The sequence below is a fragment of the Actinacidiphila paucisporea genome (assembly GCF_900142575.1).
Lineage (GTDB): Bacteria > Actinomycetota > Actinomycetes > Streptomycetales > Streptomycetaceae > Actinacidiphila > Actinacidiphila paucisporea.
In genome coordinates this window covers 32,065-58,076 of sequence record NZ_FRBI01000016.1, presented here as the reverse complement: position 1 = coordinate 58,076, position 26,012 = coordinate 32,065, and the positions used below count along the sequence as shown (strand labels likewise).

The window sequence follows — 26,012 nt, the reverse complement described above, 5'->3', positions numbered from 1 at the left end:
CAGGAGTGGATGGTGGAGCTGCGGCACCTGCGCTATTTCGTCGCCGTCGCCGAGGAGCGGCACTTCGGCCGGGCATCCGCCCTGCTGCACGTCACCCAGTCCACCCTCAGCGCCCAGATCCAGGCTCTGGAGCGAGAGGTGGGCGGACGCCTGTTCTCCCGCACCAGCCGACGCGTCGAGCTGACCGAGGCCGGTGCCCTGCTGCTGCCCGAGGCCCGCAGAGCCCTGGCGCAGGCCGATCGCGCCCTGCAGGTGGCCCGGGAGTCGGTGCACGGCGAGGCGGGAACGGTCCGGATCGGCTTCTCCGGCGTCGCTGTCCTCCAAGGCGTCCTCTCCGACGACCTGCGCGACTTCCACCGGGCGCACCCACGGGTCGGCCTCGCCCTGACCGAACTTCCGCCGACTGCCCAGATCCAGGCGGTGCGCGACGGCGCGCTCGACCTCGGCTACTGCCCCGACCTGGGCCTCGGCGACACCGACGGCCTGCATGTCACGCACCGCGCGCCCACTCCGCTGTCCGTCGCCCTGCGCACCGACCACGAACTGGCGTCCGCATCAGCAGTGACGACCTCCGCCCTGCGCACCCACGAGCTCATCGTCTTCGCCGGCAGCGAGGAGGACGAGACCGTCCTTTCCCGGCTCTGGCCCGCCGCCGAGGAGGACCGCTCCCGGGTCCGCCTGGCCGGCAGCACCCTGGGCGCCCTCGCCCTGGCTCTGGCCGGCGCCGGCGTGGCCCTCGTCCCCACCGCCACACAGCGCATCACCCTGCCGGACCTGACCTACCGGCCCCTGCACGGAGCGCCGCCGGGACCGGACCTGCTGGTCCTCAGCCGGCACGACGAGACCTCAGGAGCGGTCCACGCCTACCTCGACCGCGTCCCCGCGCCATGATCCCGCCGCCGTCAGGAACGCGCCGCTCACCTCCCGCGGCGCGGCACCCGTCAATCGCCCTGGCCTCCGCGCCGAGTTGACGGCCACTTGCTGGGAAGGCACCAGAAAGGCGCGTCGGAGAGCGGCACCGGGGCTTCGTGTGCCTCTCGCAGCATGGGGGCTGCGGGCGTGGCGTTGTGCGGTGTGGGGGCAGTACGTCCGCGGCGTGTTCTCTACGGCGAGGAGCCATCCCTGCGCGCAACTGCCGTCTCTGCCACTGCTGCTGTGGCCACCGCACTGCTGCCAGGGGGGTTGCAACTCGCACACCGAAAGACTTCGTGCACGTGCCCCGCCCGGCGGCGGGCTGGCCGGAGCGGAAGGTGGCAGTTAGGCAGCCGGGCTGCAGGTCACGGCGAGTCACCGCCCCAGCCCCATGCGGCGGCGCTACCGGGCCGCTGCCGGTACCAGGCCCGGCCACCGGCTCCGAAAGCTCCGATTTCCTCGTCGGTGAGCTCGGCCGCCGTGGGTCTGCCCGGTGGTGACGACGAGTACTGCAGTCCACGGCACGGTCAGTCACCGTCACCGGGCCCGACGGTGTAGTCCCAGGCCAGCTCCCACACTCGCAGCGCCGAGCCCAGGTCCGCGGTGGCCAGCAAGGTGCCGTCCGGGCTCAACTCGATCCGTGCGATGGGTGCTTCGTGGCCCTCAAGTGTCCGCAGGCAGCGTCCCGAACGTAAATCCCACACGCGGAGCAGCCCGTCCCAGCCGCCGGTCACCGCGAACGTGCCGTCGGCGCTGAGGGTGAAGCCGTACGGCATGCCGCACGGCAGCGAGTGGAGCACACGGCCGGTGGCGGTCTCCCACACCTGCACCTCCTCGCGGCCCGGGGTGGCGGCCAGCCTGCCGTCGTCGCTGAAGGAGCGCGCCGTCTGGCCGGCCATGAACGAGCCGCCGGAGTCGACCGAGTAGCGCAACGCGCCGCTCGCCACGTCCCACGCGGTGGTGCGCAGCCCGGTGGACAGGAACAGGGTCCGCCCGTCCGGGCTGAAATCCAGTAGCTCGTCGCGCCCACGGGACGGCAGGGTCCAGGCTGGACGGTCCGCGTCCAGGGGCCACAGGTGGACCTCGTTGTCGTCCGCTGGTGGGAACGAGGTCTGCGACCGGGTGCTGCCGTGCGTGGCGGCGATCCGGCCGTCGGGGCTGAGCGCCACCGCGTGCACCTTCCCGACGTGCGCCCCGACCGTGCCCAGCACGGAGCCGCTGGGCAGGTCCCGCATCCGCAGGGTGCCGGTCTCGTCGCCGATCAGCACCCGATCCCCTGCAGAGTTCAGGGCGAAGGCGCTGATCCGGCCGAAGTCGTCGGTGAACAGCCGCTTGCCGCCGTCCTCCAGACTCAACTGCCGGATCGTGCCCGCGTTGGTCAGGACCAGCAGCAGGAGGCCGTCGAGGGCGAACAGGATGTCATGGGCGTGGCCGCCCTCACCGCGGTCGAAGGTGTGCAACCGTTCCCCGGCGATGGCGTCCCACACGTCCACCTCGCCGGTCCACCGCCCGGTCGCCAACAGGGTGCCGGCGCGGCCGAGCGCGGTGACGACCGGCTGGGTGAATTCCCGGTTCCCGGCGTAGTTGTACAGGGGCCACGCGCCGAGCAGCATCGCCCGACTGCCGTGCGCGCCCACCCTGGCCCACGCCCGGCGCAGGTCGGGATGGCGGGCGAAGCCGGGCACCTGCTGGGCGGAGCGCAGCGCCTGCGCGGCGGGCGCGTAGCGCTCGGCATCCGCCAGGTCGTGGGCGCGGGCGATCAGCGCGCGGAACGCGTCGTCGGCACGGGTGAGTTCATCAGCCGACTGAGCGCGGGCGTAGTGCCAGGGCGCCCTGTAGCCGGTGCCGGGCAGCGAACGCACCACGACCATGCGGGCGCCGCCGAGTACCGCCACCCGACCCTTCGCCGCGAGCGCCGCGCCGCGGACCCAGTTGAGGTCGGACGGCATCTCCCGGTCCAGGGCGCGCAGGCAGCGGCCGGTCGTCGGGTCCCACGCCTGGATCCGCTCCCCGCTTTCGCCGGCTGTCAGGAGAGTGGGCCCGGACGAGGCGACCGTGATGGACAGCCCGGGCCGCAACCGGTGCGGCACTTCGCTGACCACCTCGCAACGCCGAGCGTCCCACACCGTCAGCGGCCCCCTCCACCAGGCGACCACGGCGCAGCGGGCGTCCGGGGAGATGCCCACCAGATCCAACGGTGAGGTCCGCACGTCCCTGCCGTGCAGCGTCCCGCGGACAGGTCCTGTCAGGGTGCCGAGCAGCCGTCCGGCGAACGGGGCCCACGCGCGGACGGTGCCGTCGTGACCCTCGCTGCCGATGGACGCGGACACGCCCCTGCTGCCGTCGCGGCTCAGCGCGAGTGAGGTGACCGGGCCGCTGTGCACCTTCACCACGGTGGCCGCCTGGTCCGGCCGGTCCTGGGGCCCGATCCATACGGTGCCGTCCCGGCGTCCGACGGCCACGTAGCGGCCGTCGCCACTGACCGCCAGCGTGCAGGCGGGGGAGCCGTCCGGCCAGGCCGGTCGGTGGAGCCGGCTGCGGCGCGCCAGGTCCCAGGTCTCGACGGACCCGTCCTCGCGGAGCACCGCCCCGAGCGTGCCCGCCGCATCGACGGCCAGGTGGATGACGGTCTGCCCGCTCCGGGTCAGGGTGTGCCGGGCGCGTCGCCGGCTCTGCTCGGCGGGCGCCCACAGCACCAGCCGGCCCGAGCGGTCGCCGGACAGCACGAGGCCGCCGTCCGAGCTGGCCGCGACCGCCGACACCTCCCCGGTGTGGCCGTCGTGCTCGGCGCGGACCCGCGGCGGGCGGCGCGCCAGCTCGGCCAGCGCCGCCGCGGCGTCCGTCGAGTCCGGGTCGGTCGCGACCGCCTCACGCAGCAACTCCCGAGCCCGCTCGTCCTCGTGGCGTTCCAACTCCAGGCAGCCGAGCAGGAGGGCGCCGAGGCCGTCGGAGGCTCTGGCGGCGCGGGCCGCCGCCAGGTCGGAGGACAACTCCTCGGCGGTGCCTCGCCCCGAACGCCACCGGTGCAGGCCGAAGTTGTAGAGGGTCGGGAGGTGGTGCGGGTTGGCTGCCGCGGCCCGCCGCCACAGTTCCTCGGCCTCGGCGGTCCTGCCCAGGTCCAGGAGCGACAGGGCCTGGTTGGAAAGTCCGTCCGACAGCAGGCGCACCGTCTTGGGCGCAGGCCGCTCGTAGGCGGTGCCGAGCTCCGCGCGGTACAGCTCGCCAAGGGTGGCCGCGATCTCGCGGAAGCCGGACGGACGCGCGGCCGGGTCCCGCTCCAAACACTGCCGCAGCAATTCGCCGACGCCGGCGGGCATCGCCGGCACCCGCGCGTCGTCGGCGCCGCCGCCCCGCAGGAACATCTCCAGCGCCTCGCCGGCGGCTTGCCCGCGGCCGGTGAGGCGGCGTCCTGCAAACATCTCCAGGACGCTCACAGCCCAGGACCACACGTCGGTCGCCGCAGTCAGCCGGACCGCGCGGCGCCCCGCAGCGGCCGCCGCCTGCTCCGGGGAGCAGTAAGCCGGGGTCATCCCCCCGAACGTCACGCCCGGCGGATCATCGCCCGGGCCGTCGGCCCCCTCCTGCCGGCCCTCCGCCGGCGCCCCGGCCAGGCCGAAGTCGGTGAGCTTGGCCGTGCCGTCGGTCTGGAGCATCACGTTCGCCGGCTTTACGTCCTGGTGGACGAGCCCGCTGTCGTGGGCGTGCGCCAGACCCCAGGCCATCTGTACGGCGATGTCGAGGACACGGCCGAGCGCCGCCCGGTGGCCATCCTCGTACAGCCTGCCGCCGCGCACGGCCTGGGCCAGGCTGCCGCCGTCGACCCACTCGGCGAACACCCGGGGCAGCGCGTCGATGGTGCGCACGTACACGCAGTTGACGGTGTGCGGGTGCAGCCCGAGCCCGACCCACGTGCCAGCCTCGGTCTCGAACAGCCGCCGGTCCTCCTGCGTGCGCACCCGCTCCGGGCGCGGGGTCTTCACGGCCAGGTCCACTTGCCAGCCCCGATGCCGGACCTTGTGCACCAGGCCCATCCCGCCGTCGCGCACCACGTCGAGCACCTCGTACAGTCCCAGCACAACGTCGCCGGGCGCCCAGATACGAACTGGTTCGCGTGCCACGGCGGCCTCAGCCGGCGAGCGCGACGAACAGCGGGCTGCCGAGGAGCACCGTCATGCCCTCGCGAACGTCCAACTCGTGATACCGGCTGGGTAGGTGCGACAGTCGCTCGTCGAGGGACTCCACCTCCCGCTCGACGCCAGGCAGTTGGCAGTTCACCAGACACACGGAAGCGAGTGCGTCAGGTGGTACGGCCTCGCTGTCGGCGGCGATCGCCGTGGCCGGGCCGGAGATCAGCCCCGGCATGGTGGTGGGCGCGGAGACCTGGTCCGTCCCGTTGGTGAGCGCGGCGGCGGGTGGGTCGGGAACATGGCCGTTCGCACCGCCGAGCCCCACGATGGTGCGCTCCGTCCTGCCTCCGAAGGGGACCAGGGACGCCCGCCCCGCCGCTGGCGCCCCCCACCGCATCGGCAGCCGGCGGCCCGGGGAGGTAAGGGAGTCGGCCGGCCGGTGGCCGGGGTCGGGCAGGCACCAGGTGGGCTGTCCTGGGCGTCCCCATGCGGGCAGCAGCGACTGGGCGGTGGTCAGCGGGGCGTCTGCGTGGCGGTGCGCGGTGCGGTCGAGTTCGCCAAGGAATGGCTCGGTGCTCAGGTGTTCGCCGGTGAAGCCGCGGCCGCTCAGCGCGGGGTCGGCCCACCACGTGTGGACCGCCCGCAACTGGTCCTTGATGCCGAGCCGGTGCCCATCACCAGCGTCGCTGTCGCTGTCGACGGCCACGGTCAGCGGGCGTAACCGGGCCGGCCCGGGTTCGGTCGGCATCGCGCGGGTCTCCTCCCCTGGAAGGTCGGGTGCTGGCTATTGTTCCCGGCAACGGCACCTGAGGGACACAAAGTGGGAAATCCGGCAGGCGACAACTTAGCCGCTCCCTGGTCCGGGCCGGACGGCCTCGTGGCGGAAGTGACGCATCACGCTGTGGTGATCGTCCCGTGCATCGTGGGCAGCGCCCTGGCCGAGGCCGCCACCGGAAAGCCGCTGTGGGGGCTTAAGGACCGGTTCGGTGCTCACTGGCTATCTCAGCCGGTGGCGGTTGCGGCCCACGACGGTCGGCACAGTCTTCGGCTTCGGTGCGTTCATGGTCCCCTTGGGCCTGGGTGCCCCGACGGCCGTGCCGGTCGTCTGCTTCGGCGTGGCCGGGCTGTTCCAGCCGTATGCGTCGCTGCCGACCACCCTCTTCCCACGCTCGACGCCCAGCGTGCTGCTGCCGTAGGCCCTCGCGGGTGCTCCGCCGTCGGGGCCCTGTCGGTGCCCCTGGGTACGGCGCTCGGCGGACCGTTGGTAGCCGGCCTCGGCGTGGTCAGGACACTGCGGAGTCGGCGTCGGCCCAGAAGGGGACCGACCAGGTGCGGATGTCCCCGAGGGAGAACTGCCGGGGGCCGAGGAGGCGCTGGGCCAGGTCGGGGGACAGGTCTTCGACAGCCAGGGAGGCGGCTGCGAAGGCTGCCGTCTTCCGCTCGTCGGAGAAGTCTTCGATCCTCTTTCCGTGGGAGCGCCCCGGCTCGCCCAAGGGCTCCCACGGCGCGTCCGCTCAGTGCGGACCTCAATGCGGCTCTCGGCGTGCTACGGCCGGCGGTCGTTGCGAGATCCTTGGCCTCGTACCGAGCGCGGTCCTGGTGGCAGGGTGGCCACGCCTGATCGTATGAACGGTGCATGGCAAGGATCTCCTGCCACGTGGCCCGCTCGATGCGGGCTGTGAGCGCGGCTGCCGTGTGGCCCTGTGGGCCCAGCGCCCACCAGGCCGGCACCCGGCGCCAGATCTTCTGGTGCCGGCTCTGACCCTTGCGAACCTCGTCGCCGACGGGAACGAGGGAGCCACTCGTTGTTGACAGCGATGGTGACGGTGGCCGCTGCCGGTTCGCCCCCGACCAGGTTGCCGGCCCTCCACTGATCCTGCCGATCCGTCGGCGCCATGTGCGGGTCACGGCCGCCAAGGCGTACCCCACCGGTTCGCGGATCTGTGTTATCCCGGGGGACCGGCAGCCGTCTCCTGAAGTGAGGAGACGCTGCCCCGGCAAGTGCCCGGGAGCAGCGACTGGTGGGCAATCCCCTGGAGTGGTGCGAGATGCGTCGTCCTGAGTCGTCGAACGTCGGCCCGGCCCCGTGCGCGGTGGCCACCGCGGGCGCGCACACCACAAGGAGGGTCCGATGAGAAGGGGCGGAGGAGGAACACGCTGGTCAGCGGCAGGGCCCTCGGGGCGGCGGAGTCCGGCCCACCGGTCGTCCGCGCGTCGGGGCCGGGTGCGGCTCGCCGGGATCGTGGTGGCAGCGTGCCTCGCGGTACTCGCCGGGTACCTCGTCTCCGCCGGGCGCGGCGGTGACGCGTCGGACCGGGGCGTGGCGGCGGCCGACGCCGATGTCACGCCCGGCACAGTGACCGCGAGCGGCTCCCCGGGCGCCCAAGCGGCGACCACTTCTTCCGTGTCGGCTTCCGCGCGCCCGTCGAAGTCCCCCTCCCCGAGCGCGAGGGCCGCCAAGCCGTCCGCTGCTTCCCCCTCGGCGTCCGCCGGCGCGAAGCAGCCTGCGGCGCCGGCTTCCACCCATGCGGCGGGCAAGCGGACGGTGACCCTGGTCAACCGCCTCGGCCAGACTATCTGGCCCGCCATCGCGGCCGATCCCGACCATCCGATCCAGGCGACGGGATGGGTGCTCGCGCCGGGGGCGAGCTTGAGCTTCACGGTCCCGGACCACTGGGACGTACGGGTGTGGGCGCGGACCGGGTGCTCGTTCGACTCCGCGGGCAACGGCCACTGCGTGACCGGCGACTGCGGGCACTTCCAGTGCGGCCGCACGTGGGGCGAATTCCCCTCCACCCTCGCCGAGTTCAACCTCAACGCCTGGAACGGCATGGATTTCTACGACGTCAGCCTCGTCGAGGGCAACAACCTGCCGATGTGGATCAACAGTTCCGGTGGGTCCTCCAAGGACAAGATGAACTCGCGGGGCTGCACGGCGGCCGGCTGCACCCATGACGCCAACGTGGGCTGCCCCAAGGCGCTGCAGCGTGTGCGTGGCGGCAAGGTCGTGGCGTGCCTGAGCGCCTGCCTGGTCTACAAGACGGACAGCACCTGCTGCACCGGCTCCTACGCGCCCCGCTCGAAGTGCGTCCCCTCGTCGTGGCCGGTCGACTCCGCGGCGGTGTTCAAGAAGGCCGAGCCGTTCGCGTACTCGTATGTCAACGACGACGCGACCAGCGTGCTGACCTGCGCGGGGGAGTGCGACTACCGGATCACATGGGGTGTCAGCCCGTAGCGGGCGCTCCCGGACTCCGCCCACCGGTGAACCGCCGTTCTGAGGGCAGCGGTTCGCTCTCTCACCCGTGCGGGGCGGCGGCCGCACCCGAGCCCGCGGTTACCGAACCGCGGGTCACTACCGGAGTGTCGGCGACGCGTGAAACGTGGTTCTGGACCACTTTCCGTGCCGGGGCAACAGAGGGTCGCCGAATCCGCGATCACGAACGCCCGTGACTGACGCTCATCTCCCACCTATGGACGTGGATCTTGGCAGGCTCCGACGAGCCGGACAACGGCCGTCCACATCACGGACGTTCACCTCGCCGCCGTCCACATCGCGGACGGCCGCCGCGGTCCCCGGTGGCGGCCCGTAGCCAGGTGATCGGGCGAAAAGCCCGCGGACCTCGTCCATCGCGCGTGTCCACCATGCAAGAGCGTTCGCGAAAGCCTTGACCAAAGCGCCGGGCGTCTGCTGAACTCCCGTTCCATGAACCCGCACCTGGCCTTGGCCAAGCGCCGCCACATCGACTTCGGGCGTGTGTCCAGCGTCTTCTGTTGTCGCTGACCGGGTGACCGCCCCCCGGTAGGGGGCCTGTGCGCGCCCACGGCGCACACGCGGGGAAGGCGGCACGCAGCCGCCCGCAACACATCAGTTCCTTCCGGCGGGATCCTCGCCGTCCTTTCCTGACCGCCTGTCTCCACCTCTGCGCGCACGGCCGCGGCCGCGGTGAGCGGTGAGCGCGGCACCGGGACCCCGCGGACGCACCACGTACGGGCGAAGAGGCCTGGACATGTCACGCCGTCGGCAGGTCCGAGGCCGGGGACGCCACGTGCGGTCAGGGGCGGTCGCGGCCACCGCGCCGAACCGGAAGAACGCACCCCCGCCCACCCCACCCGTCGCCGGCACCCCTCACACCGTCACCGACCGCCCACCGCGCCCCCGGACCGACCCGGCGGTCCCGCGGCCGTGCGGCCCCGCGCAACCGCCCGTTCACTCCACGTCCCGGCACCCGGCAGCGTGCCTCCTTTTTCGAGGGGACCTCCTCATGCCTCTGTCCATCCGCAAGCTCACGAGCCGCATCGGCGCGGTGATCGAAGGCGTCGACTTCACGACGACGCCCGACCCCTCGACGATCGCGGCACTGCGTGACGCCCTCAACGAGCACAAGGCGATCGTCTTCGACGACGTGCGCCTCGACAACGCCGGCCAGGAGCGCGTGGCCGGGTGGTTCGGCCGCCTCACCACCGCCCACCCCAACGTGCCCGCCGCCGACGGCACCACGAACGTGCTCGCCGTCGACAGCGAGACGTCCAAGTCCAACGTGTGGCACACCGACGTCACCTTCGTGGTCAACCCGCCGCAGGTCACCACGCTGCGCAGCATCGTGACCACGCCGTACGGCGGCGAGACGCTGATCGCGAACACGGCCGCGGCCTACCGCGACCTGCCCGAGCCGCTGCGCGTCCTCGCCGACTCGCTGCGGGTGGTGCACACCAACCAGTACGACTACGCGCGCTCCGAGCGGACGACGGCGCGGCGCGAGGAGTACGACCGGGTGTTCGTCTCGACGCCGTACGAGGCGGAGCACCCGGTGGTCCGGGTGCACCCGCTGACGGGCGAGCGCGGCCTGTTCATCGGCGGGTTCGCCAAGCGGATCGTCGGCCTGCCGAGCAGTGACTCGGCCGACCTGTTGCGCATCTTCCAGTCGTACGTGACCCGCCCGGAGAACGTCCTGCGCTGGACCTGGTCGCCCGGCCAACTGCTGGTCTTCGACAACCGGATCACCCAGCACTACGCCATCGACAACTACGACGACCACCCGCGCCGCCTCAACCGCGTCACGGTCGCCGGCGACGTGCCGGTCGGCGTCGACGGCAGCCGCAGCCGGGCACTGGTCGGCGACGCGTCGCACTACAGCAGCGTGCAGGAGATCGCGGCATGATCGACGTCCGCCTGGAGGCGCCGGCCGTCGAGTCGGACACCGGCAGGCCCGAGGAGCAGGCGCGCGAGGTCTTCCTGCCGCGCGACGCCCGCCGCCGCACACCGCTGGCCGCGCTCGCCACGCGGCTGCGCTGGCCGCTGGGCATCTACACCACACCGGTCGTGATCCTCGTCGTCTGGGAGGTCCTCTCCAAGGCCGGGGCGCTGTCGGCGACGTACGCCCCGGCGCCGACATCGATCGTGAAGTCCGCGGTCGACCTGTGGCGGCAGGGCGTGCTCGGCCCGGACCTGTCCATCTCGCTGCGGCGGGCCGGGCTGGGCCTCGCGATCGGCCTGACGGCGGGCATCGTCACCGGCGTGCTGGGCGGCCTGCTGCGCAGCGGCGAGTACCTGTTCAACGGCCTCGTGCAGGTCCTCAACACGATCCCGCTGCTCGCGGTGCTGCCGCTGATGATCGTGTGGTTCGGCATCGACGAGCTGACGAAGGTGCTGCTGATCTCGTTCGGCGCCGGCGTCCCGATGTACCTCAACCTGTTCGCGGCGATCCGCGGCGTCGACCAGCGGCTGATCGAGATGACCCGCACGACGGGCGCGGGCACCTGGCGCCTGGTGAGCCGGGTGCTGGTGCCCGGCGCGCTGCCGGGCTTCCTGGTGGGCCTGCGGTTCTCCCTCGCCTACAGCATCCTCGGCCTGGTCGCGGCCGAGACGGTCAACGCCGACCAGGGCCTGGGCTTCCTCATCACGCAGGGACAGACCTACCTCCAGACCAACCAGGTCTTCGTGGGCCTGGCGATCTACTCACTCCTCGGCCTGGTCGCCGACCAGTTCGTCCGGGTTCTCGAGCGGGTGCTGCTGCGGTGGCGCCCTGGTTATGAGGTGGCATGAGCTCCACGACGGTGACGCGGCAGCCCCGGCAGCGGACCGGGGCCCTGGTCGAGAAGGTCGTCCGCCGGTTCGGCGACCGGGTGGTGCTCGACCACCTGGACCTGGCCATCGCCGAGGACGAACTCGTGGTGCTGCTCGGCCCCTCCGGCTGCGGCAAGAGCACCCTGCTGAGGCTGCTGGCCGGGCTGGACCGCCCCGACGGGGGACGGGTGGAGGTCCCTGCCAGGCGCGCGATCGTCTTCCAGGGCGACCGCCTGCTGCCGTGGCAGCGGCTGCTGCGCAACATCACCCTCGGCCTGCGCGGGCCGGACGCCGAGGAGCGGGCCCGGGTAGCGCTCGCCGAGGTCGGACTGGCCGGCCGCGAGAAGGCCTGGCCCAAGGAGCTGTCCGGCGGCGAGGCCCAGCGGGTGGCGCTGGCCCGAGCCCTGGTGTCGGAGCCCGAACTCGTCCTGCTCGACGAGCCGTTCGCGGCGCTTGACGCGATCACCCGGCTGCGCATGCACGGCCTGGTCCGGGCGCTGCGCAGCAAGCACCACGCGGCCATGCTGCTCGTCACCCACGACGTCGACGAGGCGATCGCGCTGGCGGACCGCATCGTCGTGATGGGCCAGGGGCGCATCGGCACCTCGCACGCGGTCCAGCTCGCGGCCGCCGACCGCGAAGCGAGCGCTGCCCGCGAGGAGCTGCGCGCCGCCCTCCTGGCCGACCTCGGCCTCGCCGACCAGCACTGAGTCCTCTTCCGCGGTTTCCGTCCCACGGTCCCCGTTCCGCCACACGACAGAAAGCACGTGAGAAACACATGTCCAGAACGACCTTCCGACTGTTCGGCGCCGTTGGCGTGCTCGCTTTGACGGCCGGCCTCGCCGCCTGCGGTTCGTCATCGAAGGCCGCGCCGCCGGCCGGCCCCAGCGGGTCGGCCGCGAGCCACCCGGAGTGGAGCAAGTACACCTTCACCATCGGCGACAACGGCGGCGACGGCAGCCAGGAACTGGCGAAGACCACTGGCGCGTTCGACAACGCCGGCTACAAGGTGAAGTTCGCCCGGTTCACCTTCGGCCCGCCGCTCGTGCAGGCCGCCGCGTCGGGCGACATCGACCTCGGGAGCGTCGGCGACGTGCCGCCGATCACCGGCGCCGCCAAGGAGTTCGGCTTCAAGATCGTCGCGGTCACCCGCTCCCTCACGCCCACCCAGCCGGCCGAGAACATCATCGTGCCCAAGGGCTCCACGATCCGCACGCTCGTGGACCTCAAGGGCAAGAAGCTCGCAGTCCCGCAGGGCAGTTCGGCCCACGGCCTGGCGCTGAACGCGCTCAAGAGCGTCGGCCTGACCACCAAGGACGTGCAGCTCACCTTCCTCGACCCGGCGGCCGGCGCCACGGCGTTCGCCACCGGCAAGGTGGACGCCTGGGCGATCTGGAACCCGCAGTCGGCGATCGCGGTCAAGCAGGGTGCGCGGATCCTGGCCAAGGGCCTGCCGCCGATCGACCAGACCAGCAACTACTACGTGGCCAGCGAGAAGTCGCTGAACGACCCGGCCAGGCGCGCGGCCCTCACCGACCTGCTGAAGCGGCTGTCCGGCGAGTTCGCGTGGGGCGTCAAGCACCCCGACGAGTACGCGGCGGCCCTCTCCAAGGAGGAGGGCATCCCGCTGGCCGACGCCAAGTCGATCCTGACCACCGTCGAGACCCGGGTGACCCCGGTCGAGCCGGCGGACATCACCGCCGAGCAGAAGCTCAGCGACGCCTTCCTGGAGGCCGGCCAGATCACCAAGAAGGTCGACGTCGCCACGGTCACCGACAGCCTGCTGCCGGCCGGCTTCGACAGCTCGAAGCTCGGCTGACCGCGTGCCCGCCACCGAACCGACGGAGAAAGAGCAATCATGAGCGCGCAACGCCGGCTCCACCTCAACGCCTTCCTCATGGAGGCCGGCCACCACGAGGCGTCGTGGCGGCTGCCCGACAGCAACCCGCGGGCCGACTTCGACCTCGGGCACTGGATCGAACTCGCCCGGCTGGCCGAGAGCGCCAAGTTCGACTCGCTTTTCCTCGCCGACGGCCCGGCCATCACCGGCACCGGCGAGTTCCGCCCGCCCGGCCAGCTCGAACCGCTGACGCTGCTGACCGCGCTGTCCCAGGCGACCAGCAGGATCGGGCTCATCGCCACCGTCTCCTCGACGTACAACGAGCCGTACAACCTGGCCCGCCGGCTCGCGTCGGTGGACCACGTCAGCGGCGGCCGGGCCGGCTGGAACATCGTCACCTCGGCCGGGGCGGAGGAAGCGGCCAACTTCGGCCTCGACACCATTCCCGACCATGCCGGGCGCTACGCCCGGGCCGACGAGTTCCTGCGGGTCGCCAAGGCGCTGTGGGACAGCTGGGAGTCGCAGGCCGTCGTCGCCGACAAGGCGGCGGGACTGTACGCCGACCCAGGACGGATCCACCGGATCGACCACCGGGGGGCGCACTTCACGGTGGCCGGCCCGCTCAACGTCGAACGTCCCCCGCAGGGCTACCCGCTGCTCGTCCAGGCCGGCTCCTCCGAGGACGGCAAGGACTTCGCGGCGCGGCACGCCGAGGCGATCTTCACCGCCCACCGGACCTACGAGCGGGCCGCCGACTTCTACCGCGACATCAAGGCGCGGACCGCGGCGGCCGGGCGCGACCCGGACGGCGTGATCGTCCTGCCCGGCATCGTCCCGTACATCGGGTCGACCGAGCGGGAGGCCCGGGAGCTGGCCCAGCAGTTCGACGACCTGCGGATACCGGAGTACGGGCTGCGGCAGCTCGCCGCGGTCTTCGAGACCGAGCCGTCGGCGTTCGCCCTCGACGAGCCGCTGCCGGCCGCCATCCTCGCCCGGCCCAAGCTCGAAGGGTCGCAGAGCCGCTCCGATCTGATCATCGAGCTGGCCGTGCGCGAGCAGTTGACGGTCCGTCAGATTCTGTCCCGGCTCGGCGGCGGCCGCGGCCACTTCGAGTTCGTCGGCACGCCCGAACAGGTGGCGGGCACGATCACCGACTGGTTCGTGGGCGGCGCCGCGGACGGGTTCAACATCATGGCCCCCGCGCTGCCGTCCGGCCTGGCGACCTTCATCGAGCAGGTGCTGCCGATCCTGCGCGGCAAGGGCCTGTTCCGCGAGGAGTACGAAGGCAGCACCCTCCGCGAGCACTACGGGCTCCCGGTGCCGGCCAACCAGTTCCACTAGGCGAAGGCCGAGGTGTCCGATGTCCCCAACCCCCGGTGCTCCCGCCGCCCTCCCAGGCGGCGGGAGCCCGCCGGCCCTCCTCGTCCGGGGGCTCAGCAAGACCTACCGGGACGGCTTCACCGCCGTGTCCGGACTGGACCTGGAGATCGCCGACGGCGCCTTCTTCGGCCTGCTCGGCCCGAACGGCGCCGGCAAGACCACGCTGATCGGCTCGGTGTGCAACATCGTCCGTCCCACGGCGGGCACGCTCACCGTCTTCGGCCACGACCACCGCAGCCGTGAGGCCCGGCGGCTGCTGGGCCTGGCCGAACAGGAGATCAACGTCGACCGGTTCCTGTCGATCCGGCAGATCCTGATCTACCACGCCGGCTACCACGGCGTCGGCCGCCGGGCGGCCGTCCGGCGCGCGGACGAGCTGCTCCAGCTCTTCCGCCTCGACGACAAGGCCGACGTGCGGGCCTACGAGCTGTCCGGCGGCATGCAGCGGCGGCTCGTACTCGCCCGGGCCCTGATGCACCGGCCGCGCCTGCTCATCCTCGACGAGCCGACGGCCGGCGTCGACGTCGAGCTGCGCTCGGAGATCTGGCGGCTGGTCAAGGGCCTCAACGCCGGCGGCACCACCGTGCTGCTGACCACCCACTACCTGGAGGAGGCGGAGACCTTGTGCGACGAGATCGCGCTGCTGCGCGGCGGCCGGATCGTCGACCGCGGCTCCGCGGCCTCGCTGCGGGACCGCTACGCCGCCCGGGACATCTCGGAGGTCTACAACCGGGTGATCACGGCCGAGGAGGTGGCGTCATGAGCGCCGCCGAGGCGCCCGTCCTGCCGTCGTACGAGGAGCCGTTCCGGGCGGAGCGGTCGCCGTTCCTGTGGCTCCTCGAACGCGAGGTGCTGCGCTTCCTCAACATCTGGCGCTACAGCGTCGCCGGCCCGGTGCTGTCGACGGCGCTGTTCGTCATCGTCTTCGGGTCGGCCCTGGGGCGCCACGTCGACACGGTCGACGGCGTCGGCTACGGCAAGTTCATCGTGCCCGGCCTGTTCGCGCAGGCGATCGTCAACGTCGGCTTCTTCAACGGGACCACCAGCCTGTTCGAGGCCCGGCGCGACCGGTACATCCACGACCTGTTCGCGAGCCCGCTGCGGTGGTGGGAGATCAACGCGGCCATGGTCGGCGGCGGTATCGCCCGGGGCGTCGTCGTCGGCGCCGGAGTGCTGGCCGTGGCGCTCCCGCTCACCCACAGCGGCAGCGTCGCCGACCCCCTGGTCCTGGTGCTCGGCACGCTCGGCGTCCTGCTGGCCGCCGCGCAGGTCGGCGTGATCGCGGGAAGCCTCGCGAAATCGCTGGACCACGTCTACGCCATGGAGTCGCTCGTCGTGCTGCCGCTGGGCCTGCTCGGCGGACTGTTCTACTCGGTCCGCGAGTTGCCGCCGACCTGGGACGTCCTGAGCCGCTTCGACCCGGTCTTCTGGCTGGTCCAGGTCGAGCGGATCGGCTTCCTCGGCCGGGGCGACGTCGGCGCCGGCTGGGCGCTCCTGGTGGTGTGGACCCTCGCGGCGGGGCTGTCGGTGTGGTCCGCCGCCATCTTCGCCGCCGGCCGCCTCAAGCCCTGACCCGCGCCACCCGAAGGGAACGAGATGTCATGACGAGCACACAGCCCGAACAACGGCTGACCACCGACGTCCTGGTGATCGGCGGCGGACCGGCCGGCACCTGGGCCGCGATCAAGGCCGCCCAGGCCGGCGCCGACGTGGTGCTGGCCGACAAGGGCCACACGGGGGCCAGCGGCGCGACGGCCTCGGTCGGCACCGGCATCTTGGTGGGTGGGTCGGGCCGTGCTGCTGCGACGGCACGGGTGGCCGTTCATGTGCGGGCCCGAGCAGCGACAACACCGTCGTCGTCAGCGCCAACAGCGACGAGGACTTCTTCGTCAACCGGGCACTCGGTGATCCCGGCAGGTGGACGCGGTTGTCTTCGCCGATACCGCGGGGCTACAGCCGATTCACCATCCCGCTGGCCGGCACGGGATCGTGGCACCGACCAGGCCTCGTCTTCGTCGTGACCGGTGCACCTTACGGCGAACAGGCCCCGGTCCAGGCCGGCGTCGTACACCTGGACTGACGGCGCACCGGACTCGCCCGACCGCGGACCCGAACGGTCCGCACCGCTCCCGGGGCGCTTGCGGCCCCCGTGTGCACGCGGCGTTCGTACCCCAGGGTAGTCGGACATGTCGGCCGGCCACCTCCCCGGGATCGCCGGCCGCCTGCCGGCTCCCTGCGGGCGGTGCGCCGACCGGGGTGTGCCGGCCGTTGCCCGGACAGGAAAGCCGTGCGGCCCGGGTGGGGACCCGGGCCGCACGGCCGCGCCGATCTGTCGCCGCGCTACGGCGGTTGTCAGCCGACGGCGATGGCGAAGATGTGCAGCGCCACCTGGCTGGTGGCCGCGTTCGGGCCGACGTCCGGCAGGGTCAGGTAGGCGATGGTCTTGCCGGCCTGGAGCAGAACGGTGGCGCCGTACACGCTCACCTTCTGCTGGACCTTGCCGCCGCCGTTGTTGAAGTAGTCGGTCGTGGCGAGGACGTCGTTGCCTGTGGAGGGGCTGTTGGCCCACCAGTCCGGGAAGGACAGGGTGAAGTCCTGGGTGGTCCCGTCGGTGTACGTGATCGTTCCGGTGCCCGAGGCGTTGCCGTAGTCCGCGGTGCCGAGGAAGCCGATGGTGCTGCCTTCTGCGGTGAACGGGACGGTCTGCCCGCTGGCCACGATGTTGTCGGGCCGGCCCGTGCCGGTGGTCGGCCAGGTGAAGGTCAGGCCGTCGTGGACGACCTTACCGCCGGAGACGATTCCCTGGGCCGCGAGGGCCTGCTGCGACAGGCTCTGGCCGCCGCCGTCGATGTCGCCGCTGCCGGGGTCGGCGTCGTCACTGATGCCGACGTTGGTGATGACGTCGTCGACCGACGCGTAGGGCACGAGCAGCTGCCCGGCCGCGGCGTCGCCGGCCTTTGCACCCTGGTAGGTGGCGGAGGCGGCCAGTGAGTAGCTGCCCGGCTTGGTGTCCGCCGGGGGAGTGACGGTCCAGGTGGTGGTGACCGATGCTCCGGCCGGAACTGTCGAGAAGGTGGCCAGGGACGTCGGTACGGCCGTCCAGCCGTCGGGCGCTGCCAGGGCGACCGAGGCGTGCGGCAGTGCGGTGGGGCCGGTGTTGGTGTAGGTGGTGGTCGCGGTGACGGCGACTCCCGGGGTGACGATGCGCGCGGACGAGGAGACGGCCAGGGTGTGGTGGACGCGGATCACCGCGGACCCGGTCACCCCGTGCACGGTCGCACTGATGGTCGCCACACCGTTGCCCACCGTCGTGACCAGGCCGGCCCGGCTCACGGTGGCGACGGACGGGTCACTGCTGCGATAGCGGACCGCGGTCCTGGACAGGTCGAGGAACGATCCGTCGTCGTTGACCGCCTGCACGACATGGTCGGCGGTGACGCCCATGTTCCGGCCGGGCTGGGCGGCGGGGTCGGTGTCGTCCTTGATCCACTGGTTGCGGGCGGTGAGGTCGATGGTGTCGCCCGCCTCGTAGGCCACGGACTCGGGCTGCACGGTCACGTACCGGACATGCGGGGTGAGGCTGCCGTGTACGGTCACCTGGGCCGATCCGGCGGTGGTGGCCGAGTCGGGTCCGACCTCGAAGCGGTACCGGCCGTCGTAGACGACCTGCCTGGCCTTCTGGCCGTCGTGGAAGGCCAGGTCGGGGACGCGTACCCGCAGGGTGATGTGCTGCGTGGTGCCGGGCCGCAGGACCCTGGTCTTCTGGAAGCCGACCAGGCGCTTGTCCGGCAGTTCCCTGCCTTTGACGGTGATGTCGCCGGCCGCGTAGAGCTGCGCCACCGTGGCCCCGGGCACGGAGCCGGTGTTGGTGACGTCGAAGCTGATCCCGACGGTTCCGTCGGCGTCGACCGAGTGGCGGTCGGCCCGGATGTGGGAGTAGGCGAAGGCGCTGTAGCTCAGGCCGTACCCGAAGGGATAGGTCGGGGTGCCGGTGAAGTACTGGTAGGTGCGGCCCAGACCGCCGGTGCCGCTCGGCGCGAGGTCGTAGTCGGAGATGTCCGGCAGCTGCGAGTCGTCCTTGTACCAGGTGAAGTTGAGGTGCCCGCCGGGGTTCTGCCGGCCGAACAGGACGTCGGCCAGGGCGTCACCCTGGCTCTCGCCGTTGTAGCCGGCGAAGACGATGGCGGCGACCTTGGCACGGTAGGCCTCGATGGCCACCGGCCCGTCGGACTGGATGTCCAGGACGGTCTTGGGGTTCCCCAGGCCCGTGACCTGGTCGATGAGGCTGCCGTAGTTGCCGGGCAGGGCCAGCCCGCTACGGTCCTTGCCCTCGCCGGCGGTGGCCTCGTCGGTGCCGACCGCGATGACCACGAGGTCCGCGCTGCGGATGTCGGCTCGGGTCTGGTCGCTGAGAACGGCGTCGCCGCTCGCGGTGGTGGACGTGCCGGCAGCGTCGTAGACGATCTGGGCGTCCGGGTTGGCCGCCTTGACCTGGGCGGTGACGCCCTGTACCGCGTCCACCTTCTTGGTGGGGTCGCCCGAGTAGCCGCCGAGGGTGACCTTGCCCGCCTGGTCGCCGACGATCACGACCTTGCCCAGCGCGGCCGGGTCCGCCGGCAGCAGGGGCTTGCGGTCGCCGCCGGCCTCGTGGTTCTGCAGCAGGACGAGGGCGTTGTCAGCGACGGCCCGCGCGAGGTCCTGGTGCGCCGGCGACTCGATCGCGGCCTTGGTGATCTTCGTGTACGGCTGCTTGTCCACCGGGTCGAACTCTCCGGTCCGCATCCGGACCGTGAACAGGTGCAGCAGCGCGTTGTCGATGACTCCCTCGCTCAGGACCCCTGCCTTGATGGCCTGTTCGAGGTTGAGTGTCGTGGCCTCCGCACCGGTGCAGTTGACGTTGGTCCCCGCCCGCAGCGCATAGGCCTGGCCGCCGGCGGCACCGGAGACCTGCTGCCCGGTCGCGGTGTTGGTCCAGGTCGCACTGCCGCCCTTGCGGTCCGTGGTCCAACCCGGCGGAGCCCAGTCGTGGCCGGCGGGGAAGCTCTGGTAGGTGGTGCCCACCGCGCCGCAGTCGGAGGTGATGTACCCGCCGAAACCGTAGGTGCGCTGGGCGATCTGGTTGGTGGTGTACGTGTTGGCAACCGACGGCGTGCCGTTGATCGCGTTGTAGGAGGTCATCAGTCCGGCGACGTGCGCCTTCTCGATGAGGCTCTTGAACTGGGCGGTGTAGTAGTCGTACAGGTCGTCGTCCGAGACGTTCGAACTGATGCCGGTGCGGTCCTGCTCCACGTCGTTGAGGGCGTAGTGCTTCGCGGTGGCCGCGACCTTGAGGTACTTGCTCTGCGCGGTGCCGTCGGGGTTCTGGCCCTGGTAGCCGTTGACGAACGCTCCGGCCATCTGCCCCGCGAAGTACGGATCCTCACCGAACGCCTCGTCGGTGCGGCCCCACCGCGGGTCCCGGTCGAGATTCACCGTCGGCGCCCAGTAGGTGAGCATGCCGTAGTCGTCCTTCGACGGCCCGAGGTTGTTCTGCCCGGTGCCCCACAGCGACTTGTCCAGCAGGCCGCGGGCCTCGTCCGAGACGGCGGTGGTCTCCCGGTAGATGAGGTCCTTGTCCCAGCTCATCGACGCGGCGAAGTTCGTGGGGAAGCTGGTGGCGTGCACGCCGCCGGTCACCGACCCCGGATTGTTGTTGGCGAACAGGGTGTTGATGCCGTGCTGGCCCTCGCTCCAGTACGTGTACTGCTGCACGCCCAGGCGCGGAATGGCCGGTGCGCTGTTGGTGCGCAACTGCTGGACCTTCTCGTCGAGCGACATGCGCGAGACCAGGTCCGCGGCCCGCTCCTGGAACGAGTAGCCGGTGTCCAGGTAGATCGGCACCGAAGGGCTGGCTGCGACGGGGGGTCCGGCGTGCGCCGGGGTGGCGGTGCAGAGCAGGCCCAGAGCGCACATGGCCGCCGTGACCGCGTGCGTCGCAGTTGATTGCAGTAAGCGCATAGCGCCTCCTCGGGTGTCGGGATCGTGCGGCTCCCACGCCGGTGGCCCGCCGGGAGCGCCGGCGGGCCGTCGGGGTGGGTGATGCGGTTCTCGGAGCGCGGCTGCTGTCAGCTCAGCGTCCACTGCTGGTTGCTGCCGCCGTTGCAGTCCCGGATGTTCCTCCCCGGCAAACTGTTTCCCGGCTTCCGGGACCTGCACCACCCCCCGGCCTGCGACGAGGCCGGGGGGTGGTGGCACTGCTACCGGTTCAGCTCCACTTCTGGTTGCTGCCGCCGTTGCAGGTCCACAGCTCGATCAGCGTCCCGTTGGCGGTGCCGGCGCCGGTCGCGTCCAGGCACAGCCCGGACTGGACCCCGACGATGGTTCCGTCGGAGTTGACGCGCCACTTCTGGTTGTCACCACCCCAGCAGGAGTAGATCTGCACCTTGGTGCCGTTCCCGGTTCCGGCGGCGTCCAGGCACTTGCTCCCCAGGACCGTCAGCTCGCTGGCGGAGGTGTACGTCCACTGCTGGTTGGCCTGGCCGTTGCAGTCCCACAACTGCACCTGGGTGCCGTCGGTGGTGGTGGAGTTGGGTACGTCCACGCAGCGTCCGGAGCCGGCCCCCTTGATCGCCCTGGTGCCACCGTTGGTCGGCGGTGTGGTCGGCGAGGTCGGCGGCGAGGTCGTGCCGCCGCCGTTGAGGGTGTTGAGTACGGCGGTGTAGGCGGGTTTGGCGTTGCCGTTGCTGTCGAAGAGCAGCGGGTTGTCGCTGGAGCGCCAGGAGTCGCTGTCGCGGATGCCCCAGACGGTGATGCCGGTGCAGCGTGCGACGTTCATGCAGGCCTTGACGGTGTTCGCGTACTGGGTGGATCCGGCCTGGGCGATGTCGAGTTCGGTGATCTGGACGTCGACGCCGAGGGCGGCGAAGTTCGACAGGGTGGTCTGGAAGCTGGAGGGCGGCCCTCCGTTGCCGAAGTGGCTCTGGAAGCCGACGCAGTCGATCGGGACGCCGCGGGCCTTGAAGTCCTTGACCATGTTGTAGACGCCCTGGGTCTTGGCGTCCGTCCAGTTCTCGATGTTGTAGTCGTTGTAGCAGAGCTTGGCCGAGGAGTCCGCGGTCCTGGCGGTGCGGAAGGCGTGCTCGATGAAGCCGTTGCCGAGCTTGTCCTGGAAGGGCGAGCTGCGGTGCTGGCCGCTGCCGTCGTCGGCGAACGCCTCGTTGACCACGTCCCACGCGTAGATCTTGCCCTTGTAGTGCGTCATCTCCTGCGTGATGTGGTTGTCCATCGCCGACTGCAGATCGGACGCCGACAGACCCGACACCCACCCCGGCAACTGCTGGTACCACACCAGGGTGTGACCGCGCATCCGCTGACCGTGGGCCTGCGCGTGACTGACGATCTGGTCGGCGGGACCGAAGTTGAACGACCCCCGGGAGGGCTCGATCGTGTCCCACTTCATCTCGTTCTCCGGGGTGATCATGTTGAATTCCCGGTCGAGAATGGTGGAGTACGTCGAATTACCGAGCTTGCTCGTGGGCACCGCGGTACCGAAATACCGGCCCGACTGCGCAGCCGCCGCGCCCAGCGAGCTCGCCGCCGCGGCGTGGGGCGCCGACGCCGCCAGGGCGACGACAGCCAGCGAGGCGCTGACCGCCACCCCGGTGGCCGCCGCTACCGCCTTCCTGTGGATGCTTCGATGTCTGTTGAGCCAAGACATGTCGGTAGGTGCTCCTTACGGTGGGGGGACAGGGCATCGGCCGGTGGCCGGTGCCCTGCTGCTATCGGCGCACTGCCTGCCGTGGAGCGGAGGTGAGCGCTAACATCTTGCCGACCTCCACTGGCGGGCAGGGCGAAATTTTCGAGGCTCTCACGATCGTTTCGCGGCACCTTAGGACGCCCGCCGGAACGCGTCAATACATCTCACACCGCAGCTTCCCCCCGTGCAACAGGCGTGTGTGGGTGCGGCCTTGGCCCACTCGCTCCCCTCGTGGTGTCCCGGCCAGGGGCGATCGGACCGAGGGGCGCTCCATTCCTTTCCCGGCGCGCCGCGGGGGCATCGAAAGATTTCGGTTCCCTGGGCGTCGACGTTTCGGGGACCGCGCGTGCACGGATCGGGTTCGGGTGCTGTTCCGTGCGCACGTGCCGGAACTGATTCCGGCTCTGGGCCTGCGGGTGCCGAAAACCGCATCCATGCAGGTCACCGTGGCGTGTTGATACTCGTGGAGGATGCCGTCGCCTCGCAAGGTGGGGGTGTCCGCCTGGCGTTGCTGTGGCCAGCAGGTGACATTCATGCGGAGTACACGCGGACTCAAGGTTCTGTCAGCAGAGTTCGACCCCGTGCCTACAACTCACTCGCGTGCCCGCGTCGCCACACTGTGCGCCGCAGCTTTGACTTTCCCAGGTCTTGTCGTCACCGGGATGCTTGCCGCGCAGCCCGCGGCTGCGGCGGACCCGGCCGGCTACCAGAACGTCCGGATCAACGAGGTGACTTCGTCCGGCAACGACTCCGTGGAGTTGTACAACACCGGCTCCACCGCGGTGAGCGTCAGCGGTTGGAAGATGTCCGACGACAGCTTCTCGGCGCAATCGTTCAGCCCGTCGTCCAACACGATCCAGGCCGGCGGTTTCGTCACCTTCAACTCGCCCAAGGGGCTGGGTGACTCGGACAAGCTGGTGGTCTACACGTCCGGTGGGACGGTGGTGGACCGCGTCGACTGGGCCACCGACAAGGCCAAGCCGGCGATGGCGCGCTGCGGCGGTGACGGCACCGGGGCGTGGGTGACCGCGACCTCGTCGGCAACCTTCGGCAGCGCGAACGCCGCGGGCTGCCCGTCATCGATACCGGCGGCGAGCAAGGTGCGGATCAACGAGGTCACCTCGAACGGCTCGGACACCGTCGAGCTGTACAACGGCGGTACGAGCTCGGTCGGCGTCAGCTCGTGGAAGTACGTCGACGGCGATACCGGCCACTCGGCGGCCGATATCTCGTCCTCCTCGCCGAGCGCGACCAGCATCCCGGCGGGCGGTTATGTCACGTTCGACTCCACGATCGGCTTGGGTGACAACGACTCGGCCTTCCTGGTCGACAACAACGGCGACACCGTCGACTCGGTGACGTGGGCGACCGGCGGCGCCCAGCCGTCGGACGAGCGCTGCGCCAACGGCACCGGCTGGTTCCAGACCGCCACGACCGCGACGCTCGGCACTGCGAACTCCTGCTCGGGCAACGGCGGGACCACGGGCGGTACGACCGGTGGGACGGGCGGCCAGCCCGGCCAACTGCTCGGCGGCGGCGGCTCCCTCACCAGTGGCTGCACCCCCGAGGCGCCTTCGGGTTCGCACTCCACGCCGTCCGGCACCCTGGCATGGCCCGGCGGCCAGGACGTCACGATCGCCGACAACGTCTGCGCCTTCGCCACGTCCACCGGCCCCGAAGGCCGCGACGTGAGCGGCCTGGCCTTCGACCCGTCGAACCCGTCGGTGCTGTGGGCCGTCAAGAACAAGGACTGGCTGTTCAAGCTGGTCAAGAGCAACGGCAAGTGGATCCCTGACCCGTCGTGGAGCACGAGCGGCAAGCAGATCCGCTTCTCGGGCGGCTCCGGCGAGCCGGACTCCGAGGGCCTGACGATCGGGGGCAACGGCCACATCTACGTGACCTCCGAGCGCGACAACACCAAGAACACCGTCCCCGAGGACACGATCCTGGAGTTCGACCCGGCCGCGACCGGTTCCACGCTCACGCCGGTCCACCAGTGGGACATGACCTCGCAGTTCCCGCAGCTCAACACGGGCGACAAGGACGACGCCAACCTCGGCTTCGAGGGCGTCGGCTACGTGCCGGACAGCTGGCTGACCGCGAACGGCTGGGTCGACCCGCTCACCGGCGCCGCCTACAACCCGGCGAACTACCCGCTGCACGGCTCGGGCCTGTTCTTCGCCGGCCTGGAGTGGGACGGCACGCTGCACGCCTACGGCCTGAACTCCAACGGCGCGTTCACCACGTTCGGCACGATCGCGACCGGCAAGACCGCGGTGATGGACGTGGCGTTCGACGCCGGAACCCAGCGCATCATCGCGAGCTGCGACAACACCTGCGGTGAGACCCACACCTTCATGAAGGTCGACGCCGGCGGCGCGATCGTCCCGGACACGGCCTACACGAACCCGGCAGTCATGCCGATCGACAACCTGGAGGGCTTCGCGATCGCCCCGACGTCCACCTGCGTGGGCGGCTCCCGCGAAGCGGTCTGGTCCGACGACGGCATCTACGGCTTCGGCTCCAAGACCTCCTCCGACGGCCACGCCCTCTACAGCGGCACCTTCCCCTGCTGATCCCGCAGACCACGGAAGACCGCTCACGCACGGGGCCGCCTCCAAGGTGAGGCGCCCAAGCACCACGCGTCGATGAAGCTCCTGGCAGCCGGGGTGACGACCAAACCCACCCGCTGACTGCCAGGAGATCGGCATGCGGTTGAGGAGCGGGAGGGCAACCCTTCTCGGCGGCGTCACACCTCTCTGCGCTGATCCTGTGCCGGCGGCGCGGTCTTCGTGTTCGGCCCGGTCGTGCTGGGCTGAATCGTCTGAGGCGCCGCCGCAGGCGATCCAGCCCGCGCAGCCACGGGTGGCGGTGGACGGTGGAGCAGGCCGGATGGCACGCTTCGCCGCGTGACCGTGATGCGCACCCTGGCCGAGTTCGGCTCCACCGCAGCCAGCGGCCCAGTGCATTGCGGCGCGAAGCTCAACGACATCGCAGCGACTCTGGGACCGCCGTGGGACATGGGGCGGATGAACAAGCGGCGGCGCTGGCCTCACCTGCTCTCCCACGGAGACGCTGAGCTCTGTGTGTGCCGCGGACTGGATGACCGGGGCCGGGTGGCGCACGCGTGCGGGCGCCACCCGGACAAAGAGGATCGTGCCGCAATGACTGCTACTGAACGTCACTACCGACTACGGAGCAGAGCCGAACGTTTCACAGTCCTCGGTGTCGCAGGATGTAGAGGTCCTCTTCGTCGGGGTCGCCGATGACGCAGCCTGCGACGGAGACGCCCACCTCCTGGGACCGGACTCCTGTGCCCGGGTGGTACGTCCATGTCCCGGCGACCTGCTGCGTGCTCAGTTGCGGGGGCTCGTATCCGAAGCCGGCGGACAGGCCGGCCGCGGCGATGGTGGCGACGACGACGGCGAGCGCCCCGTAGGCCGTGACCCGCCTGAATATCGCCCCGCGGGAGAGCCACGGGCAGCCCGGCAGCAGCAGCCTGCGGGCGACCAGTGCAGGGGCGGTAAGCGCAGCGCTCTCCACGAGCCACCCGGCGACGGCCCCCGCGAGGCCCATGTTCACCGCTGTAGGTACCGCGAAGGGGTCCCCTCCGACGCATGGGCGTGCAGCGGCCAGGCCCGGGGGGCCCGAGGTTCCGGGGGGCGCGGGGATGGTGCTCGTAGAGGCGGCTAAGTTGGCGGTAGTCGACCACTCAGACCCGCACGCCCCGATCCGCGAGGCGCAGACGAGGCGACGCACGGGAGATCACCCGCGCGCCCGGCTTTCCGGCGACCCGGTGCGATCCGCGGCCGAAGGCGAGGTCCTCGGCGGGGCAACTTCACCCTCGGTGCTCCATGCCGGAGCAACCTCCGTGCCACCCAGGCCAGCGACCGTGCCTCCCTGAGCACTGTGAGTGCCCGCCGGGTTGCCTCCTCAGACGTGGCAGCAACGTCG

The 26,012-nt window shown here is 71.2% G+C and carries 18 protein-coding genes; 12 read left to right on the top strand and 6 right to left on the bottom strand.

All coding sequences use genetic code 11. The features are described from left to right. Positions 1–9: 9 nt before the first annotated feature. A complete protein-coding gene (locus BUE44_RS22690; RefSeq protein WP_200804495.1) occupies positions 10–891 on the top strand; it encodes a LysR family transcriptional regulator in 882 nt (293 codons plus the stop codon). Positions 892–1,439: 548 nt separating this feature from the next. Here the strand turns inward: BUE44_RS22690 and BUE44_RS22685 are convergent. Both BUE44_RS22685 and BUE44_RS22680 read right to left on the bottom strand, forming a co-directional pair. Continuing rightward, the gene (locus tag BUE44_RS22685; protein ID WP_143172552.1) at positions 1,440–5,030 is read right to left on the bottom strand and encodes a serine/threonine-protein kinase; all 3,591 of its coding nucleotides are present in this window, start codon (positions 5,028–5,030) and stop codon (positions 1,440–1,442) included. Positions 5,031–5,037: 7 nt separating this feature from the next. Further along, positions 5,038–5,787 (bottom strand): DUF7019 family protein, encoded by a 750-nt coding sequence (locus BUE44_RS22680; protein ID WP_073500825.1) that lies wholly within the window; start codon positions 5,785–5,787, stop codon positions 5,038–5,040. Between the two features lie 238 nt (positions 5,788–6,025). On the opposite strand from BUE44_RS22680, the gene BUE44_RS22675 reads away from it, so the two are divergent. Next, complete coding sequence (locus tag BUE44_RS22675; RefSeq protein ID WP_073500824.1) at positions 6,026–6,235, top strand: hypothetical protein; 210 nt, start codon at positions 6,026–6,028, stop codon at positions 6,233–6,235. Positions 6,236–6,322: 87 nt separating this feature from the next. On the opposite strand, the gene BUE44_RS22670 is transcribed toward BUE44_RS22675, so the two are convergent. Beyond that, complete coding sequence (locus BUE44_RS22670; protein ID WP_073500823.1) at positions 6,323–6,532, bottom strand: hypothetical protein; 210 nt, start codon at positions 6,530–6,532, stop codon at positions 6,323–6,325. 752 nt (positions 6,533–7,284) lie between these two features. Between BUE44_RS22670 and BUE44_RS22665 the strand changes: the two genes are divergently transcribed. From BUE44_RS22665 to BUE44_RS38700, 9 genes are all read left to right on the top strand, one after another. Then, on the top strand, positions 7,285–8,274 hold the full coding sequence (locus BUE44_RS22665; protein ID WP_073500904.1) for a thaumatin family protein: 990 nt from the start codon (positions 7,285–7,287) through the stop codon (positions 8,272–8,274). Positions 8,275–9,301: 1,027 nt separating this feature from the next. Next, positions 9,302–10,198, top strand: coding sequence for a TauD/TfdA dioxygenase family protein (locus BUE44_RS22660; protein WP_073500822.1), 897 nt, complete (start codon positions 9,302–9,304; stop codon positions 10,196–10,198). Beyond that, the gene (locus BUE44_RS22655; RefSeq protein ID WP_073500821.1) at positions 10,195–11,082 is read left to right on the top strand and encodes an ABC transporter permease; all 888 of its coding nucleotides are present in this window, start codon (positions 10,195–10,197) and stop codon (positions 11,080–11,082) included. The genes BUE44_RS22660 and BUE44_RS22655 overlap by 4 nt, the downstream gene beginning before the upstream one ends. Beyond that, a complete protein-coding gene (locus tag BUE44_RS22650; protein WP_073500820.1) occupies positions 11,079–11,813 on the top strand; it encodes an ABC transporter ATP-binding protein in 735 nt (244 codons plus the stop codon). The genes BUE44_RS22655 and BUE44_RS22650 overlap by 4 nt, the downstream gene beginning before the upstream one ends. Before the next feature lie 68 nt (positions 11,814–11,881). After that, entirely contained in the window at positions 11,882–12,922 is a 1,041-nt protein-coding gene (locus BUE44_RS22645; protein WP_073500819.1) for an aliphatic sulfonate ABC transporter substrate-binding protein, read from the top strand. Between the two features lie 39 nt (positions 12,923–12,961). Then, entirely contained in the window at positions 12,962–14,284 is a 1,323-nt protein-coding gene (locus tag BUE44_RS22640) for an LLM class flavin-dependent oxidoreductase (RefSeq protein ID WP_073500818.1), read from the top strand. A gap of 19 nt (positions 14,285–14,303) precedes the next feature. After that, complete coding sequence (locus tag BUE44_RS22635) at positions 14,304–15,086, top strand: ABC transporter ATP-binding protein (RefSeq protein ID WP_073500817.1); 783 nt, start codon at positions 14,304–14,306, stop codon at positions 15,084–15,086. Beyond that, complete coding sequence (locus BUE44_RS22630) at positions 15,083–15,895, top strand: ABC transporter permease (RefSeq protein ID WP_073500816.1); 813 nt, start codon at positions 15,083–15,085, stop codon at positions 15,893–15,895. Before BUE44_RS22635 ends, BUE44_RS22630 begins: the two co-directional genes overlap by 4 nt. A 29-nt stretch (positions 15,896–15,924) precedes the next feature. Beyond that, positions 15,925–16,344 (top strand): FAD-dependent oxidoreductase, encoded by a 420-nt coding sequence (locus BUE44_RS38700; protein ID WP_079189977.1) that lies wholly within the window; start codon positions 15,925–15,927, stop codon positions 16,342–16,344. Positions 16,345–16,675: 331 nt separating this feature from the next. Here BUE44_RS38700 and BUE44_RS22620 read toward each other — a convergent pair whose 3' ends face one another. Together BUE44_RS22620 and BUE44_RS22615 are read right to left on the bottom strand one after the other, a co-directional pair. After that, positions 16,676–20,320 carry a glycoside hydrolase family 3 C-terminal domain-containing protein gene (locus BUE44_RS22620; RefSeq protein ID WP_073500815.1) on the bottom strand — a complete coding sequence of 1,215 codons (3,645 nt, stop codon included), beginning with the start codon at positions 20,318–20,320 and terminating at the stop codon, positions 16,676–16,678. Between the two features lie 247 nt (positions 20,321–20,567). Beyond that, positions 20,568–22,019: an endo-1,4-beta-xylanase gene (locus BUE44_RS22615; protein WP_073500814.1), complete on the bottom strand. Its 1,452-nt coding sequence runs from the start codon at positions 22,017–22,019 to the stop codon at positions 20,568–20,570. A 701-nt stretch (positions 22,020–22,720) separates the two neighbouring features. Between BUE44_RS22615 and BUE44_RS22610 the strand changes: the two genes are divergently transcribed. Next, complete coding sequence (locus BUE44_RS22610; protein WP_235002364.1) at positions 22,721–24,634, top strand: lamin tail domain-containing protein; 1,914 nt, start codon at positions 22,721–22,723, stop codon at positions 24,632–24,634. Between the two features lie 637 nt (positions 24,635–25,271). On the opposite strand, the gene BUE44_RS22600 is transcribed toward BUE44_RS22610, so the two are convergent. Then, positions 25,272–25,634 carry a hypothetical protein gene (locus tag BUE44_RS22600; RefSeq protein ID WP_143172551.1) on the bottom strand — a complete coding sequence of 121 codons (363 nt, stop codon included), beginning with the start codon at positions 25,632–25,634 and terminating at the stop codon, positions 25,272–25,274. Between the last annotated feature and the right edge of the window lie 378 nt (positions 25,635–26,012).